This window comes from Pseudomonas sp. RIT357 (genome assembly GCF_000632245.1).
In the GTDB taxonomy this organism is placed as follows: domain Bacteria; phylum Pseudomonadota; class Gammaproteobacteria; order Pseudomonadales; family Pseudomonadaceae; genus Aquipseudomonas; species Aquipseudomonas sivasensis.
In genome coordinates this window covers 34,940-51,927 of sequence record NZ_JFYX01000045.1, presented here as the reverse complement: position 1 = coordinate 51,927, position 16,988 = coordinate 34,940, and the positions used below count along the sequence as shown (strand labels likewise).

At 62.1% G+C, this 16,988-nt stretch carries 13 protein-coding genes; 7 read left to right on the top strand and 6 right to left on the bottom strand.

The features are described 5' to 3' along the window. Nucleotides 1-81: 81 nt before the first annotated feature. The 4 genes from BW43_RS07460 (at nucleotide 82) to yfcF (ending at nucleotide 4,925) form a co-directional block, all read left to right on the top strand. Nucleotides 82-585, top strand: coding sequence for a sigma-70 family RNA polymerase sigma factor (locus tag BW43_RS07460; protein ID WP_032890004.1), 504 nt, complete (start codon nucleotides 82-84; stop codon nucleotides 583-585). Next, the gene (locus tag BW43_RS07465) at nucleotides 582-1,535 is read left to right on the top strand and encodes a FecR domain-containing protein (RefSeq protein ID WP_032889493.1); all 954 of its coding nucleotides are present in this window, start codon (nucleotides 582-584) and stop codon (nucleotides 1,533-1,535) included. Before BW43_RS07460 ends, BW43_RS07465 begins: the two co-directional genes overlap by 4 nt. 89 nt (nucleotides 1,536-1,624) lie before the next feature. After that, nucleotides 1,625-4,060, top strand: coding sequence for a TonB-dependent receptor (locus BW43_RS07470; protein WP_032889491.1), 2,436 nt, complete (start codon nucleotides 1,625-1,627; stop codon nucleotides 4,058-4,060). A gap of 232 nt (nucleotides 4,061-4,292) precedes the next feature. Next, nucleotides 4,293-4,925, top strand: a complete 633-nt coding sequence (gene yfcF, locus BW43_RS07475) for a glutathione transferase (protein ID WP_032889489.1) — start codon at nucleotides 4,293-4,295, stop codon at nucleotides 4,923-4,925. Here yfcF and BW43_RS07480 read toward each other — a convergent pair. Then, nucleotides 4,900-5,172 carry a hypothetical protein gene (locus BW43_RS07480; RefSeq protein WP_032889487.1) on the bottom strand — a complete coding sequence of 91 codons (273 nt, stop codon included), beginning with the start codon at nucleotides 5,170-5,172 and terminating at the stop codon, nucleotides 4,900-4,902. The two genes, yfcF and BW43_RS07480, sit on opposite strands and share 26 nt — an antisense overlap. 130 nt (nucleotides 5,173-5,302) lie before the next feature. Here BW43_RS07480 and BW43_RS07485 point away from each other — a divergent pair, with 130 nt between their 5' ends. Both BW43_RS07485 and BW43_RS07490 read left to right on the top strand, forming a co-directional pair. Beyond that, a complete protein-coding gene (locus tag BW43_RS07485) occupies nucleotides 5,303-5,947 on the top strand; it encodes a hypothetical protein (protein ID WP_032889485.1) in 645 nt (214 codons plus the stop codon). Between the two features lie 34 nt (nucleotides 5,948-5,981). Further along, nucleotides 5,982-6,314, top strand: coding sequence for a lipoprotein (locus BW43_RS07490; RefSeq protein ID WP_032890002.1), 333 nt, complete (start codon nucleotides 5,982-5,984; stop codon nucleotides 6,312-6,314). Nucleotides 6,315-6,414: 100 nt separating this feature from the next. On the opposite strand, the gene BW43_RS07495 is transcribed toward BW43_RS07490, so the two are convergent. Then, entirely contained in the window at nucleotides 6,415-7,161 is a 747-nt protein-coding gene (locus BW43_RS07495; protein ID WP_032889483.1) for a creatininase family protein, read from the bottom strand. Between the two features lie 30 nt (nucleotides 7,162-7,191). Beyond that, nucleotides 7,192-7,902: a murein L,D-transpeptidase catalytic domain family protein gene (locus BW43_RS07500; protein ID WP_032889480.1), complete on the bottom strand. Its 711-nt coding sequence runs from the start codon at nucleotides 7,900-7,902 to the stop codon at nucleotides 7,192-7,194. Between the two features lie 40 nt (nucleotides 7,903-7,942). Between BW43_RS07500 and BW43_RS07505 the strand changes: the two genes are divergently transcribed. After that, entirely contained in the window at nucleotides 7,943-9,544 is a 1,602-nt protein-coding gene (locus BW43_RS07505; protein ID WP_032889478.1) for a murein L,D-transpeptidase, read from the top strand. 7 nt (nucleotides 9,545-9,551) lie between these two features. On the opposite strand, the gene BW43_RS07510 is transcribed toward BW43_RS07505, so the two are convergent. The 3 genes from BW43_RS07510 to BW43_RS07520 are packed head-to-tail and all read right to left on the bottom strand — an operon-like array spanning nucleotide 9,552 to nucleotide 16,890. Next, nucleotides 9,552-11,288 carry an ABC transporter ATP-binding protein/permease gene (locus BW43_RS07510; protein ID WP_081797793.1) on the bottom strand — a complete coding sequence of 579 codons (1,737 nt, stop codon included), beginning with the start codon at nucleotides 11,286-11,288 and terminating at the stop codon, nucleotides 9,552-9,554. Then, nucleotides 11,285-14,041: a M16 family metallopeptidase gene (locus tag BW43_RS07515; RefSeq protein WP_032889475.1), complete on the bottom strand. Its 2,757-nt coding sequence runs from the start codon at nucleotides 14,039-14,041 to the stop codon at nucleotides 11,285-11,287. The genes BW43_RS07510 and BW43_RS07515 overlap by 4 nt, the downstream gene beginning before the upstream one ends. A 29-nt stretch (nucleotides 14,042-14,070) precedes the next feature. After that, nucleotides 14,071-16,890 (bottom strand): TonB-dependent receptor, encoded by a 2,820-nt coding sequence (locus BW43_RS07520; RefSeq protein ID WP_081797791.1) that lies wholly within the window; start codon nucleotides 16,888-16,890, stop codon nucleotides 14,071-14,073. Between the last annotated feature and the right edge of the window lie 98 nt (nucleotides 16,891-16,988).

Below are 16,988 nucleotides of genomic sequence, written 5' to 3'. Positions count from 1 at the left end.
TGCACATTGCTGAGGTCCGTCGCCCAGACTAGAATGCGATCAATTCTTAATTACTCCGTGGCCTTGATGCCGGTGACTCGCATGTCGTCCCCCCTCAACCTGCCTATTCAGGCGCTGTACTGCGAACACCACGGATGGTTGTACCGCTGGCTCGACCGCAAACTGGGCAATGCCAGTGATGCGGCCGACCTGGCTCACGACACCTTCGTGCGGTTGCTGAGTCGCCAGAGCTGCGCCGGTTTTGGCAGCGAGCCACGGGCGTTGCTCACTCTCACTCATATTGCCAAGGGCCTGATGATCGACAGTTGGCGTCGTCAGGAGGTCGAACGCGCCTACCTGGAAACCATCGCCCACTTGCCCGAGCAGCAAGTGCCATCGCCGGAAACCCGCTGGCTGATTCTCGAAGCGCTGTACCGTATCGAAGCCATGCTGCGAGACTTGCCCGAGAAAACCCGCCAGGCGTTCCTGATGTCGCAGCTCGATGGCCTGACGTACCAGCAGATTGCCGATGAGTTGAAGGTGTCGCTGGTGTCGGTCAAACGCTATATGCGCGATGCTTTCCTCGCCTGCCTGAGCGTGGCATGAACCCGTCGATTGACCCGCTGATCCTGGGCGAAGCCGCCGACTGGATGGTGCAGTTGCAGTCCGGCAGCGCGACCGACGAAGACCACCGCGCCATCGCCCAATGGCAAGGCCGCAGCGCCCAGCACGCGCAGGCCTGGCAGCGTGCGCAGGCGATTCTGGGGGACTTCAACAGCGTGCCGAGTGCGATTGCCGGCGACACCCTCAAGCGTATCGGCCGCAAAAAATCCCTTGGCCGGCGCCAGGCATTGGGGTTGTTGCTGCTGGCAGGTCCGGCGACGTGGCTGGCCTTGCAGCAAAAGCCCTGGGAGTCGTGGGCGGCCGACCAGCGCACCGCCATCGGCGAGCAACGCAATTTGACCTTGCCTGACGGTACGCGGCTGCTGATCAACACCGCCAGCTCGTTGAATATCGGCTTCACCGATCAGGTACGGCGCATTGAACTGCTGCAAGGCGAAGTGATGATCACCACCGCCAAGGACCCTGCGCCAAGCCATCGTCCGTTTATCGTACAAACCCGCCACGGCACCGCCCGTGCGCTGGGCACGCACTTCAGCGTGCGTGTCGGTGAGCACAGCAGCCGCGTGGCCGTGATCGAAGGCGCGGTGGAGATGCTGCCGGCCCACGCCGACCGTGGGTTGATCCTCAAGGCCGGTGAGCAGAGCGCATTTGGCAACGACAGCGTGGCGGCGGTTGGGCCGCTGGATGTCAGCGCCATGACCTGGGAGAACGGCATGCTGCTGGCCCAGCATATGCGCCTGGCGGATTTGCTCGACGAACTGGGGCGCTACCGTGCCGGCGTGTTGCGTTGCCACTCAGGTGTGGCGGGGTTGACCGTTTCCGGGGCATTCCCCTTGCGTGATACCGATGCCAGCCTGCGCCTGTTGCAGGAAACCCTGCCGGTGACCGTCAGCCGCTTGACCGGCTACTGGGTCACCGTCGAGCCGCGTTGAAATTTCTTTCAGATTCGCTGATACCTTTTTCGTTGTCGTCCGGTGTAAGGGAGAACCCTCAACGTTGCACCGCGCCGACAGGAACGCCCATGAACGCCAGACTGCACCTCGTTTGCCCCCGTCCCCTCAAGGCGCTGAGCCTGGCTGTTGCGCTTGCCACTCTCGCACCGCTGCACAGCGCCATGGCAGCAGAGACAGTCGCGGGCGCCGCGCGCAGCTATGTCCTCGCGCCGGGGCCCTTGGGCAATGTGTTGGCGCAGTTCGCGGCGTTATCCGGTGTGCCGCTGTCGTTTGATTCCGCGCTGCTCAATGACCAACAGAGTCCGGGCCTGCAAGGCAGCTACACTGCGCAATCGGGTTTCATGCAACTGCTCCAGGGCAGCGGCTACACCGTGCAAAGCACCGGCAGCGGCGGCTACACCGTGGTGCCCGAGGCCACTGGCGACGTGCTGCAACTGGGCGCCACCACCATCAGCGCCGAAACGAGTGGGGCAGAGGTGGACACCTATGGCGGTGGCCAGGTAGCGCGTTCGGCGCGCCTGGGGGTGTTGGGCAATCGCTCGATCAATGACGTGCCGTTCAGCGTGGTCAGCTACACCTCCAAAACCATCGCCGACCAGCAGGCGCGCACCGTGGGTGACGTGTTGCTCAACGACGCGTCGGTGCGCCAGTCCTCCGGGTTCGGTAACTTCTCCCAAGTGTTTACCATCCGCGGCCTGCCACTGAACACCGATGACATTGCTTTCAACGGCCTCTATGGCGTGCTGCCCCGGCAGATCGTCACCACCGAGGCCCTGGAGCGTGTGGAGTTGTTCAAAGGCCCCAACGCCTTCGTCAACGGCGTATCGCCGGCGGGCAGCGGGATCGGCGGCAGCGTCAACCTGGTGCCCAAGCGCGCCGAAGACACCGCGACCCGCAGCATCAGCCTCGACACCACCACCGACGGCCAGGCCGGTGGGCACCTCGACCTGGGCCAGCGCTTTGGCGAAGACAACCGTTTCGGTGCGCGGGTCAACCTGGCCAAACACGGCGGTGACACGGCCATCGAGGATGAATTCAAAAGCTCACAACTGATCGCCATCGCCCTGGATTACCGTGGCGAGCGCCTGCGCATGTCCACCGATTTCGGCTACCAGAAAGAGCGCATCAACAGCGGCCGCTCGGTGGTCTACCCCACAGGTACCCAAGTGCCGAAGGCGCCATCGGCGAAGCATAACTACGCCCAGGACTGGAGCTGGTCGGAGTTGGAAGACACCTACGGCATGTTCAATGCCGAGTACGACCTCAATGACAACTGGACGGCTTACGTGGGCGGCGGCGCCAAGCACACGCGGGAGAATGGTCAGTATTCGTCGTTGTATGTGGGCAACAACGGTGCCGGGCAAGTGGGCTTTTTGTATTCGCCCCATGATGAGGACAACAAGAGTGCCATGGCCGGTTTGAACGGGCACTTCAGCACTGGGCCGGTGACCCATCAGATGAACGTCGGTTTGTCGGGAGTCTGGGGCGAACAGCGTTCGGCGTTTGAAGCGATCCTGCGGGGCAATCGCAAGCCCGGCGATCTGTACAACCCGACCCAGATAGCGCGCCCGACCGTCACCTATTTCGGCAGCGATGTGCACGACCCACGCATCGTTGGCAAAAACCGCATCAAGAGTGCTGCGGTGTCCGACACCTTGGGCTTTATCGACGATCGCGTATTGCTGACGTTGGGCGTGCGCCGCCAGATCATCGAAGTGGACGCCTGGAACACCACCACCGGCGTGCGCAGTGCCAACTATGCCGAGTCGATCACCACGCCGGTTTATGGCCTGGTGGTCAAGCCTTGGGAGCATGTGGCGTTCTACGCCAACCGAATCGAAGGCTTGGCCCAAGGTCCGACGGCGCCGCTGACCAACGTGACCAACCCCGGCGAAGTCTTTGCGCCCAACCGCAGCAAACAGACCGAAGCCGGGGTCAAGTTCGATTGGGACAGCTATGGCGCTACCCTCGGCGTCTACCGCATCGAACAGCCGAACAGTGCGACCAACACCAACGCCAATGGCACCAATACCTTCAGCGTCGACGGTGAGCAGATCAACAAAGGTGTGGAACTCAACGTCTTCGGCGAACCCCTCGACGGCCTGCGCGTGCTGGCCGGTGCGACCTGGATGAACACCGAGTTGAAGAACACCGCCAACGGCCTCACCGACGGCAACCGCGCCGCCGGTGTGCCGCGTTTTCAGTTCAACGTGGGCGCCGATTGGGACATTCCGGGCATCCAGGGCGCTGCGGTTAACGCACGGCTGCTGCGCACCGGCGGCGAGTACGTCAACGCTGACAACACACTCAGCATTCCGGCCTGGACCCGTGTTGACCTCGGTGCGCGTTATGGCTTCAAGGCCGACGACAAGTTCATCACCTTGCGCGCCAACGTCGAGAATGTCGCGAACAAGGCGTACTGGGCGTCGGCGTCGACCGCCAATAACTACCTGACCCAGGGCGAGCCACGGACGGTGAAGCTATCGGCAACGGTGGACTTCTAAAGGGTAAACACGGTCCCCTGTCGAACGTGTTTGGGGGGCGCCAGACGCCAGACGCCCACCCAAAACCGATCTATAAATGACGTGTAGGCACCCAACGGCAGCCCTACACGGGCGAGGTCGATATTCAGGCGTTTTAAGCAGTATTCCCGCCAGGAATGCCCCCATAAAAACCCTGCATTGTCTTTATCCGCGCACATCTCGTAGCGTGAGGGCTCATTCAAGGAGATTGCCCATGAGCCAGAGCCCGTTGCGCCTTTACGTTGATTCGCTGTTCACCAGCCCCTACGCGATGTCGGTGTTCGTCACCCTGCGGGAAAAGGGCCTGGCCTTCGAACTGGTTACCCTGGACCTGGATGCCGCGCAAAACCAGACCGCCGATTTCGCCCGGGTGTCTGTGACCCAACGGGTGCCAACCCTGGTGGAAGGTGACTTTGCGTTGTCGGAATCTTCGGCGATCACCGAGTATCTGGAAGAGGCCTACCCCGAGACAGCGGTGTACCCCGCCGATCCAAAGCAGCGGGCGAGGGCGCGGCAGGTACAGGCGTGGTTGCGCAGTGATTTGCTGCCAATTCGTCAGGAGCGTTCCACGCTGGTGGTGTTCTACGGCCAGCAGATGCCGCCGTTGTCACCCGTGGCCGAAGCGGCCGCCAAGCGGTTGATCACTGGGGCGCAGGCGTTGTTGGCGGGTAACCCGACGAACCTGTTCGGTGAGTGGTCGATTGCTGATGTGGATCTGGCGATCATGCTCAACCGCCTGATCCTCAACGGCGACCGCGTACCGGCTGAGTTGGTGGCGTATGCCCAGCGTCAGTGGCAGCGGCCGTCGGTGCAGGAATGGGTCAATCAGCAACGTCCTGCGCTGTAGCGTTTGCGGTGATGTGTTCCACACGCCGATCCAGGTCTTCCCAATCGGCCATGCCCAGCACCCGCGTGGTGTTCAAGCCGCGCAGGTAACCGCGCAGTTGTTGGGCGCTGGCACAGACTTGGTCGGCGTCGGCGTTGATGTCCTGCAGCACGGTTTCATAGTCGACCAGGTAATCGGCGACCCGCTCGCGAAATTCCGGCAAGACGGCTTCACGGATGCGGTCGAAGGTTTTCTGGTGGGGCTTCATGGCGGCTCCTTATCGGTTTTATCGCAACACTATCGCTTCAGATAATAGTCACCATCACGCAACGCAAGTTCTGTTTTCGCACGGAAAGCGCAAAATCCCTTCATCGAGACGCTGTTCAAGGAAATGCGCGATGAGGACGATTATTCAGCTTGGTCTAATGATTCTGATGCTGGGTACGGTGGCAGTGAGCAACGCGGCCATCGCCGGCGAACTGCGTACAGGCCATTTGCTACCCATCGCCGGTAGCGTAAACTCCCTGCAGCACACGCAGTCAGTAGGTGTGTTGTTGAGCGACAATACTCGCGACAACCTCAGCTATCTGGAACGCTACCACGATATGGCCTTGAATGGCGCCAAGGATGCCCTCGACGGGCGTATACGCCAGGCGTTCGTCAACAGCTCCGACCCGGAGTTGGCCATTGATTGGTTGATGAGTTCGCTGCAGGGCGCCTTTTTGTCGGTGACCGTCTACGACAACCTGGATGCCTTGGTGCAGGCTCATCCCGATGTAGTGGTGATGCTCGATACCCATAATCAACTGCTCACCCAGCGTAACGATCAGGTCGAGGCGCGCTTTATTGCGCGGTTCTATGACGCCGACCTGCAATACATCGCCAAGGCCGAAGGCTCGGTGCACAAACAGGTGCCGTCGGTGTGGGTCCGTGACAAGGACGCGCCGGAAATTGCCGCGCAGATCGAGCAGCAGCGGGATGTGCAGTTGGATGCTTTGAAGCAGTTTGATGCGTCGCTCAAGGCGCTGGTACGTGCCGGTTGATGTGAACGTTTATATTCAATATCAGGATTTTTTCATGCGCTCTTTTTTTGTACCGGCTACGGCTCTGTTGATGGCCGGCTGTGTCTCTGCCCCAAACACTCCAACCTTGACCCTACAAACCAGCAAAGGCACTGACGCCTATTTCCAATGCGTCTTGCCCAAGCTGGAAAAACACGGGATTACGTCGACCGTGACCCAGAACTCGCGCCACGCCCGCGCGGTGTTGACCAGCAAGATTGCGGCCGACGATGTGCTGGAAGCCTACAAGGCTGGAGAGGGCGCCAAGGTGTTCCTGTATGAGCGCAAGCCGCTGGCATCGGCGTTAACGCCGTCGCGACTGGAGTTGGCGGCGCAGGAATGTAAGTAGCACACACATCCAATGTGGGAGGAGGCTTGCTGTGGTGAGCAGGCTTGCCCTGCGCTGGGCTGCGAAGCCGCCCCTCCCCACAGGTTGATGTGTACTCGACCTAGGCTTTGGCTTCGTTGCTGAAACTGTTGACGGTCTTGACCAGCCCTTGAGCCGCCAACTCCACCAATTCACCGCCTTTCTCCACCGTCGCCAGCGCCGGGTCCGAGCCCATGCGTCCATCGGGGAAGCGTGCACGGAAGTCCAGGGCTTCGCGGATCGGACCAGTGTTGGCGATCTGCGGCGAATAGTCGGCCGACTTGATCGAGTCCGGATACGCCCACTGCGTCACCGCGATCTCTGACGGCGTGGCATGACTGCCGTGGCCTACCGGGAATTGGCGGTGGGCCAGGTCACTGACGCCTTCCAGGTCCCACCAGTTCACCAGCTTCAGGGCGAAGCCGGCGGGTCGACGGGCAAAACTGGCTTCGGCGTACAGCTCGGAAAACGCCGCCTCGATGGTTGCGATATTCCCGCCATGGCCGTTGAGGAACAGGATCTTGTCGAAACCATGCCCGGCCAGCGAACGCACCCAATCGCCAATCGCGGCGATAAAGGTGGAAGGGCGCAAGGAAATGGTGCCGGGGAAACCCAGGTGATGCTGGGCCATACCGATATTGAAGGTCGGCCCGATCAGGATGTCGGCGTTTTTTTGCGCCTCAACGGCGATGATTTCCGGACACATCCAGTCGGTGCCCAGCAGACCGGTCGGGCCGTGCTGCTCGTTGGAGCCGATGGGGATCACCACCGTGCGACTGCGCTCCAGAAACTGCCCGATCTCGATCCAGGTCGATTGGTGTAGAAGCATTGAACGCTCTCTTTTATCTGTGGGGACAGGCTAACCGCCACGGATTGTACGACTACTTGCCACCTGTTGGGGTTTGCAATTGAGGTACGTCGAGGACTTCAACCAGCGCTGGTCGGGGTACCACGAAAACATAAACTGCCCGTCCTTGAGTTTATCCACCACCTGGCGCGCCACCTGCGGGCGCACCGCCGGGCAACCCTGGCTGCGGCCGATACGGCCTTCGCGCTTGCTCCACAGCGGGCTTACGTAGTCGGCGGCGTGAATCACGATGGCGCGATCACGGGCCTGGTCATTGAACCCCGGCTCCAAGCCATCCATGCGCAGCGAGTAACCGTGGGTGCCCAGGTAACTTTCCTGGGTGCGGAACAGGCCCAGGCTGGATTGATGGCTACCTTCGGTGTTGGAGAACTGGGTGGCGAAGTTCTCCCCGGACTTTGCGCCGTGGGCCACCAGATCGCGCAGCACCAGGGTTTTCTTGCGCAGGTCGAAGATCCACAGCCGACGGGCGGTCGACGGCTGAGAATAGTCAATCACGGCCAGGCGCTCGGAGCGTTCCTCGCCATTGCTGACTGCGCACTGCATCGCGCTCAGGGCACTTTTCAGCACAGTGGGATTGAGTTCTGGAGCCGAGCGCGCCAGGCTGCTATACAAGGAAGGAGGGTTGCCATTGGCGGCGAGCGCAGAATTGCTCAATACAGCCAAACTCAAGGCGATCCCCAGGCGATACATAAAAGTCAGCATCTACAGTACATCTCCCCCACTGTGGATTGGAGCCAAGCCATTGTTCAAAAAACACGCATGTTACTTGAGCATTTGCCTGCTCGTTGCACCATTGGTCGCCACAGCGGATGCGCTGCCGGTGGAACCGCTGCCGGTCACGACCCCCGCGCCGGTGGACCTGGCCCCGTTGCAACAAGCCCTGGCGCAGTTGCCCAGTGTTTGCCCAGGCCTGGCGCCGCAGATCGACGCGCCAGCCCTTGCGCGCCTGCAAGCGTTCTATCAGCAGCAAGGCGACGCACCGTTATGGTCGGACGAGACGCGCCGCCAAGCACTCCAAACGCAATTGCTGATGCTCGCCGACGATGGCCTGGATCCCAACCACTATAGTCTGCCCGCGCCGCACGCCACGCAAAACGTACTGTGCAGCGATATCGACAGCAGCCAACACTACCTGCAAGCCCTCCAGGACTTGCACTTCGGCCGGCTGCAGCAATCGCGCTTCGAACCGCTGTGGCATTCCCAGCCTCCCACCCGCGATCCCAACACCGACGTGCTGGCCTTTGCCGCCGTCGGCTTGAATGACATGGCGCAAGCGTTCGACCAGGCCCGCCCCAGCGCAGATTTGTACCGCAGCCTGCGCAATGCCTATTCCACGGTGCGCCAGCAGCCATTGCCCCATTGGGAGGCGGTTGGCAGCGGCCCGTTGTTGCGTCCCGGCATGGAAGATCCACGCGTTCCGGAACTGGCGCGGCGGCTCTACAGCGGTGGTTATCTGCCCAGCGAACCGAAGGGCGCCGGCAAGCAATACCGTCCTGAGTTAGTCACGGCGGTGAAGGCTTTCCAGGTCAGCCACTCCTTGCAATCGGACGGTGTGATCGGCGCCGGCACCGTGGCCGAACTCAACATCAGCCCGGCCATGCGCCGCGAGCAACTGCGCATCAACCTTGAACGCTTCCGCTGGCTGGCCCAGGACCTGGAGCCCGAAGGCGTGCTGGTCAACGTCGCCGCCGCGCAATTGAGCGTGTACCAGAGCGGCATCCCGGTGTGGCAAACCCGCCTGCAAGTGGGCCGCGCCGAACGCCAGACGCCGCTGCTCAAATCCCGCATTACCCGGCTGACGCTCAACCCCACCTGGACGATCCCGCCGACCATCATGCGCGAGGATAAACTCCCGGCCATCCGCCTGAACCCTGAATACCTGCGCCAGCAAAACCTGCAAGTGCTCGACGCCGAAGGCCACCCGCTGGCGCCCGAGCAGATCGACTGGGCGCGCCCCGGCAATATCCTGCTGCGCCAGGAAGCTGGGCCGCGCAACCCGTTGGGCAAGATCGTGATGCGCTTTCCCAACCCGTACTCGGTATACCTGCACGACACCCCGAGCCAGCCGCTGTTCACCAAAGGCCCTCGCGCATTCAGCTCCGGTTGCGTGCGGGTGGAACAACCGTTGTTGCTGCGCGATCTGCTGGTCAGCCCGGCCGAACGCGCGCGCACCGATGAACTACTGGCCACTGGCGTGACCCATGAATTCAGGCTGTCCACACCGGTGCCGGTGTTGCTCGGTTACTGGACGGTCGAAGTCGACCGCCAGGGTGGGTTGGTCTACGCGCCGGATATTTACGCGCGGGACCTGGTGTTGATGAAGGCGATGGGCAGCGTGCTCTAGTCCCCGGTCAGTGCTCTTTCTGTGGTGAGCGGGCTTGTCCCGCGCTGGGCTGCGCAGCAGCCCCAAAACCTGCCACAACCCCAGCGTTTTGTGCCGTTTCAGGGGACCAGGTGCGATCAAACAGTGGCGCCAGCGCCACCTGATGACTGATGCCAATCACTGTGCATTCAGGCAATTGCTCACGCACCAGCACCAATAGGGCATGCGCACTGGCCTCGTCGAGCTGATTGGTCGCTTCATCCAGGTACAACGTATCCGGCGCATACAGCAGCGCGCGCGCCAGACCGATGCGCTGTTGTTCACCGCCCGACAGTTCCCGCGCCCATTCACGTTGTTCGTCCAGGCGATTTACCAACCCTGGCAACCCCACCTGTAGCAGCACGGCAACCAAGCGCACGCCACTCGGCACTTCAACCGCAGGGTAAGCCAGCAACTGACGCAGCGGCATGCTTGGCAGATAAGGCTTCTGCGGCAGCAAAAGGCTGCGCCCTGGCGGCAATTGCCAGCCGCCCCGGCAATACGGCCAGATGCCCTGCAAGGTGCGCAGCAACGTGGATTTGCCGATACCGCTGCGGCCGGCAATCAACAGCCACTCCCCCTGAGCCACTTGTACTGACACATCGCCCAGCAGCAGGCCCGCGTCAGGGCGCAGTACATCCAGGCCGCTGACGCACAGGCAGTCGCCAATCACCGGTGCCTGGGCCTGGCAGCGGCTGGCGGCGATGGCGTGTTCAAACTGCCCCAGCCGTTCCACCGCCGAACTCCAGCGCATCAACTTCGGGTACAGCTTGATAAACCAACTGAGGGAGCCTTGCACCGCGCCAAACGCGCTGCGGATCTGCATCAACCCGCCTAACGTGATGGTCTTGGCCAGAAACGCGGGCAGGGCGGCAAACACCGGAATGATCAGGCTGACCCGTTCATAGCTGACGGTAAACAGGCTGAGGTTACGCTCGCGGCCCATCAGTTGCCGCCAGTTGTGCGCAATCGCCTGGAAACGCTCAGCCAGGTGCGCGCGCTCCACCGCCTCGCCCCGGTACAGGGCGATCTGTTCGGCGTGTTCACGCTTGCGCAGCAGGCTGGCACGAAAGTCAGCTTCATAGTGCTGGCGGTCCACGTTCAGGCGGTGCAGCGGACGGCCGACCCAGTGGGTGATCAAGCTGCCGGCCAGGGTGTAGAGCACCACAATCCACACCAGGTAGCCCGACAGTGTGATGCTGTATTCGCCGACGCTGAACGTCTGCACCCCCGACAGTTGCCAGAGAATGCTCATGAAAGCACCGACCTGGGCCATGTTGATGATGAACGATGCCACCAACTCCACACTCAGGTCGGCAACGATATCCACGTCTTCGCTGATGCGCTGGTCGGGGTTGTCCGGCTCGCCGTTCAGGCCCAGGCGGTAGAAGGCCTGGTCAGCGAGCCAGGCATGGGTGAACTGCTCGGTCATGGCCTGGCGCCAACGCAGCACCAAGGCTTTGCGCACCCAATCCAGGGCGACGACGATCAGCACATAGGCGCCGAGGTAAATCACGTAGCGGCCCATCAGCGCGTACAGCGCAGGCGTGTCGAATGCGCCGAGGGTGTCGTAGAAGCTTTTGCTCCAGGCGTTGATCAAGACATTGATCTGTACGATCAACAGGCCCATGCCGATGATGCTGACCAGCATCAGCCAGCCCAGCCACTGCGAGCCCTGGCGCCAGAACGGCGCGGCCAGGCGGTAGAACGTACGCAGGCTCTTCAAGGGGCATCCACCTTTGGCAGGACGCGCAGCAGCACTTGGTTATTCGCCGGGAACAACTGGCTGGCCAAGGGTTTGAGCAATTCCAGGCGCAGGCCGTCCGGCAAACGGGTCTGGCGGCTCAGGTAGCGCGGGTCTTGCCATTGGCGTTCGCTGAGCAACAGGCGGCGCCATTGGGTGGTGGGATCGAGCAAGCGCTTTCGCTCCTGACGGCGCAGTTCCACGCGTTCGTCAGCGACCCATTTCGCCTCCACCGAACGGCCTAACTGCGCCAGAGTCTGCTGGGCCAGCGCCCACAGCTCGTCGGCGCGTTGGGGGTCGCAGGTGAAGCTCAACTGGCTTTCGATGCGCTGGGTGTCGGGGTTCAGTTCGCTGTCGAAGCGCAGGCGGTAGACGCCGGACGCCTCGCCACGCAGGCGTTGCTTGAGCTGCTGGTTGGCCAGTTCACGCAGGGCTGCGACACGGGCCGCCGCTTCGGGCGTCCATGGCTGTTCGCTGAAGCTGTTGGCTTCGAGTACCACGCGTGGTTCCAGGGCTACGGCGATGTCGGCGCGGCGTTGACCGGGTTTTTGCAGGGCAGGGCGGCTGGGTTGGGCAACGCCGCGCGGGATATTGGCCAGTTGCTCGACCACGGCTTTTGCCAGGTGCGCCGGATCCATGTCCGCCATCAGGTAGTAGGTGACCGGGGCCTGCGTGAGCTGCTGCCAGTCCTCATTCAGGGTGCTTGATTGCAATGCCTCCAAGGCGTGTTGATCCGGGGCTTGCCAGGTGTCGACGCCGTAGCGCAGTTCACGTCGGGCGGCGGCGATGGCGTCGGGTCGGGTGCTCACACGGGTCAGCAGATCATCGCGGGCAGCGCTGAACAGTTCGTCATCGATCGGCGCGCCCACCTGGCTCTGGCGATAGCTTTGCAGCAGTGTGGTCAGGGCGACAATCGAGGCGTTTGAGCGGGCGCTTAATTGCAGGCGCGTAGCACTTTGTTCAAGGCTCAAGGTTGCCTTGTGCTGTTTACGCCACGCCTCCAATCCTGGCGCGCCACTCTGGTTGCCCAGTTGCGCCGCCATTTGCAGGCGCCAGGCGGGTACGTCGCGGCGCTCGTAACCGGCGGACGATTCGGCTTGCAGTCGCCATTGGCCGTCTTCGGCATTGCGGCGCAGCCAGACCAGGCGATCACCGTTGCTCAGTTGCCAGTGCTCGACCTGTTCAGCGGTAAAGCTGCGTTTGCCCAGCACCGAACCGGGTGCACCAGCCGATGGCAGTGTGAAGGTGGCAGCAGGCGGTGCCACCGGCGGGGCCGACTGCGGCGCTGCCAGTGATGAGTGGGCAATGGACGCGCGCAACCGTTGCACATCGTCCACCGTCGGCAGGCGCACCACACGGTTGCCCGGCGCGGTGAATTGCAGCACTTGGTCGGGGCTGTTCAGCCAACGGTTCAGGCGGGCATTGAGGGCTGCGAGGTCGATGGTGTCCAGCGCGTTAAGCGTGCGCTGGGCGATCTGATGCGGCGCGACGACGGGGCGGTTCTGCACGGCGGCATCGTTGAGCGAGGTCACCCATTGCTCGAAGGTGCGCGACTCATCCTTGGCCAGCATGGCGTCTGCCAATAAGCGGATTTTGCTCCGTTCCCGGTCCAGATCCTGCGCAGTCAACCCGTGTTGGCGCACACGCTCCAACTCGGTCAGCAGCTGCCTCAGGGCATCGTCATGATGAGCACCGTCAACACCGGCCGCGACGCCCAGTACGCTGGAATACTCGCCGATCAAGGTCTTCTGCGCCGTAAGGCTGCGCACGCCGGTTGGCAGGGGTTGGCGGCGTAACTGGGCCAACAGCGCCGACAGGGCCATGCGGTCGACCAAACGCTCGCGGCTGGCTTCGGCCGTGATGCCACGGCTGTCCGGTTCGTGCAGGCGAAACAGCAGGGACACTTGGTTGCTGCCGGTTTGCGGGTCTTGCAGGCGGAAGATTTTGAGCTGGTTATCGAGAGGCAGTTCGCGGTGTTCACGTTCCGGTAGTGCCTTGGCGGCCGGGGCGCCGAAGGCCTGCTGGATCTGCTGCGTCAACTGCTGTGGCTCGAAGTCGCCGACCACCGACAACACCATGTTATTGGGTACGTACCAACGCTGTTGAAAGCGCTGCAAGGCACCGAGCGACGCTTCGCGGATCGCCGTTTCATTGCCGATGGTGCGGTGTTGTGGGTAACGCGAACCCACCCGTTGAGTGGCCGCGCGTTGGTCATTCATGCGTTGGGCCACGCCAAGGCCGCCGCGCCATTCTTCGATGACGATGGGGCGTTCGCGCTCAAGGTCTGCGGTGTTGTAATCACCCGCGAACACCAGTTGCGCAAGCTTTTCCAAGGCTATGGGTGTTTGCGTGGTACCGGCCATGGGGCTGAGCAGGTACTGGGTGCGGTCATAGCTGGTCATGGCGTTGTAGTTGCGGCCCTGCACCCAACCCAACGCGGTCATCTGCGCACGCAGGTCGCTGGCTTGGCCCGCACGGCTGCGGAAGGTCAGGTGTTCGAGCATATGGGCCACGCCCACCTGGTCGTCGTCTTCATCCACCGAGCCTGCGCGCACGGTCAGGCGCAGGTCCAGGCGGCCGGTTTGGGTGCTGTCCTGCACCAAGCGGTATTCCAAGCCATTGGCCAGTTGGCCGCGCACCACCTGGGGCGCCCACGGCAGCGGTTCTTGGGTGACGGGCGATGCGCAGGCGCACAGCAGCAGTGGGCCGAGCAGGCCTGCAAGTAACTTATTCATCAAGGGTTCCAGGCTAATCAGGTGGCTGGTTAGAAGCGGTAGCCGACTTCGAGCCAATATTGGCGGCCGACTTCATAGGTGACGGTCGAGCTGCCACTGCCGACGATCTCGTTGACGTGGTCGGTGACGTTGGTGATGTCCACCGCGGCGAACAGCGCCTGCTCCTTGCCTGTGGGGATTTCCCAACTGATGCGCATGTCCCACGTGGGGGCGGCCTTTACAGTCGCGGCGTCGTACACCGCCAGGTCATCGCCGTCGACGGTCACGGTTTTACTGGTGCTGACGATCTGTTCGTAGGGGCCGCGATAGCGCAGGAAGTTACTGACGGTGAGGTTCCACTGCGGGATCTCGGTGATGGTGGTCAGGCGGGCTGTCCAGGGGCGATTGAAGTCGCTGGCAGGCAGGTCGCTATAGGCCATGCGCTTGCCGTCGTAGATCACGTCAGCATCGGCGAATTCATCGGCGTCGATACCTGACTCGTAAGTGCCGTAGGCGTCTTTGGTGCGTGACCAGTCAAAGGCTGCTTGCACGCTGGTGCGGGTGCCTTGCCAATTGAATTCCCCTTTGGGGGTGATGGTCAGGCTGATGTTATCGCTCTCGCTGGAAGCTTGGTTGGTGTAGGTGTAGTAGATGCTGTCATAGCCGGCTTGTGCTCCAAGGCCCAGCACGCGAGAGGAGGCCTTGACGATTTTGTCCTTGCCTTCGCGGTGCACGTACTTGAGGCGAAAGTCGGTGTCGAGCCAAACCTGATCAAGCCCCAGGGTCCATTCGTCATCGTAGGGCACCTTGAGGTCGGTCAGCTTGTTCAGGTTTTCCACTTGAGTGGAACGCCACGCGCCGTCTTGGGTGGTGCGGGTGTAGAGCGTGTTAAAACCCTGGCGACCGTCGGCCAGGCGGTATTTGAAGAGGTTGCGGCCGTAGTAGCGGTTGACGCCGAATACCAGCACGGTACTGCGGTCACCGAAGAAGTCGTAGTCACCGGTAAAACGTGGGGCCAGGTTCTGTTGTTGCATGTAGTCGTCGCCTTCCAGGCGTAACCCCGGACGCAGGCCGAGCTTGCCGATCTGCATCGCGTCTTCGACGAACACTGCGTATTTGTTTTCCGTCAGGTCGATCTTGCCGGCGCCGTACTCCAGGCGCGTACCCGCCCACTGGCGGGTGGACCCGTTGAGCAGCGTACCGATGGAACACAGGTTGTCGTTGTTGGCGCAGGTGGCAATGCTGTCGCGCTTGTTGATGGTGGCGGAGGTGGCCATTTTTTCCCGCTCCCAGGTCGCTTGGGTGCGGGTCAGTTGCAGACCGGTGACCACTTTGTGTTCGGTGCCCGCCCAGTTGAAGGCCTGCCAGTCAGCCTTGAGTTTGTAGTCGATGCTGCTCTGGGTCTGGTCCAGGTTGCCATAGGCACCCTCGCCACTACGGGAGTTGGTAGTTTCCGGGCGACCCCAGTCTTTGGTCGTGGAGTAGAACCAGGCGATCGCGTCATTGGATTCGGAGCGGCGCGAGCTGTTGAGGTCGCTGACCGCCAGCGTGTGCGACCAGCGCGCCGTGTCGCCTTCCCATACGGCTTTGACCGAGCCCTGCCAGCCGCCGTTGATGTTGGTGAAATCAGCGTTGCGGTAGTTTTCGCGGAAATAGGTGTTTTCCTGGGGCGCCTGGATAAATGAACCGTCGAGGCTGAGCCTGTCGTTGACGTTCCAGTAGGACTTGACCATGTAGTTGTCGAGTTGACGCGTCTGGTCCCGAGTGTTCTCGCCGGTGGGGCTGTTGTAGCCCCCGGTGTAGGTGTTCAACGGAATGACCGAGCGCTTTTGCGAGAAGCTCAGGATGCCGCCGAAGTCTTCGGTCAGGTGGCCTTCGAGTCTGCCGCGCAGCGTCGTCTTCTCGAACTCGGGCTGGTATTGCTCGTTGGATGCGTTGTCGAAGTTAGCTTGGTCTTTTTCGGTGATGTGGTAACTCGTCCATGCCGACCGGCTCATGGAATAGGAGAATTTACCGTGCAGCGCCTGCGTGGGCCGACGGGTGATAGCGTCGACTACACCACCGTTGAATCCCCCATATTCGGCGGGCACGTTGCTGTCGTAGACCGTCACTTCCTGCAGCAGGTCGGCGTCCAGGGCGATGCCGTGGGAGCGACTCGGTGCTGCATCGAACTGACGGGTTTCGCCGTAGCCGTGGGCGCCGGGGTCGAGGTCGTTGTTGATCGAGATACCGTCGATCATGAAGTTGTTCTGGTAGAACTTGGCACCGTTGATGCTGATGTCCGCCGGGTCGATTTCTCCGGGGGTCTTGGAACTCTGCTGCGCACCGCTGAACTGCACGCTGGGGTGCATTTGCAGCAGCGTGGTGATGTCGCCATTGGCGCCGGGGAAGGCCTGGATCGCCTTTTGATCAATAACGGTGGCGCCCTGGAACGAGTTTTCCTGGGTGAAACCCAGCACCACCGTGCTGTCCAGCATTAAGGGTTCACCGGCAGCGGCATTGGGCAGGCGATGGAATACCAGCGCGCCATCCTGATAGCCCCAGCCGATGCCGGTCCCTTGCAACAGGTAAGCGAGGGCAGCGTCGTTGCTCATGTCGCCATTCACACCGGGGGAACTCACGCCCTTGAGCAGTTGCGGGTCAACGCTCACTTGCTTGCCGCTCTGTAGGCCGAAGGCGATCAAGGCGCCGGCCAGCGGCTGCGGCGGGATGTTGAACACGTGGCCCGAGGCGGGCGCATCGGGTTGCGCCAGGGCCAGCGGCAGCGGGCCAAACGCGCAGCAAAGCCCGAGCACGCTGGCGGCAGCACCTTTTTTCAGGCGCAGCGGCCACGTGCCCGGCGTACCGAACGGGTGAAGGGTGTGTGTCATGCAAAGATCCCCGCGCCGGCACAAAAAACCGGCCAGTCAATGAATACGAATAAATCTCAATTGCTGCGCGCGGGACAGAAGACGGGACAGCGCGGGGG

What these genes read in the sequence shown, in the direction of transcription:
- BW43_RS07465 (WP_032889493.1), top strand. Translation starts at nt 582, where the DNA reads ATGAACCCGTCGATTGACCCGCTGATCCTGGGCGAAGCCGCCGACTGG.
- BW43_RS07470 (WP_032889491.1), top strand. Translation starts at nt 1,625, where the DNA reads ATGAACGCCAGACTGCACCTCGTTTGCCCCCGTCCCCTCAAGGCGCTG.
- BW43_RS07520 (WP_081797791.1), bottom strand. Translation starts at nt 16,890, where the DNA reads ATGACACACACCCTTCACCCGTTCGGTACGCCGGGCACGTGGCCGCTG.
- BW43_RS07500 (WP_032889480.1), bottom strand. Translation starts at nt 7,902, where the DNA reads ATGCTGACTTTTATGTATCGCCTGGGGATCGCCTTGAGTTTGGCTGTA.
- yfcF (WP_032889489.1), top strand. Translation starts at nt 4,293, where the DNA reads ATGAGCCAGAGCCCGTTGCGCCTTTACGTTGATTCGCTGTTCACCAGC.
- BW43_RS07480 (WP_032889487.1), bottom strand. Translation starts at nt 5,172, where the DNA reads ATGAAGCCCCACCAGAAAACCTTCGACCGCATCCGTGAAGCCGTCTTG.
- BW43_RS07490 (WP_032890002.1), top strand. Translation starts at nt 5,982, where the DNA reads ATGCGCTCTTTTTTTGTACCGGCTACGGCTCTGTTGATGGCCGGCTGT.
- BW43_RS07485 (WP_032889485.1), top strand. Translation starts at nt 5,303, where the DNA reads ATGAGGACGATTATTCAGCTTGGTCTAATGATTCTGATGCTGGGTACG.
- BW43_RS07460 (WP_032890004.1), top strand. Translation starts at nt 82, where the DNA reads ATGTCGTCCCCCCTCAACCTGCCTATTCAGGCGCTGTACTGCGAACAC.
- BW43_RS07495 (WP_032889483.1), bottom strand. Translation starts at nt 7,161, where the DNA reads ATGCTTCTACACCAATCGACCTGGATCGAGATCGGGCAGTTTCTGGAG.
- BW43_RS07515 (WP_032889475.1), bottom strand. Translation starts at nt 14,041, where the DNA reads ATGAATAAGTTACTTGCAGGCCTGCTCGGCCCACTGCTGCTGTGCGCC.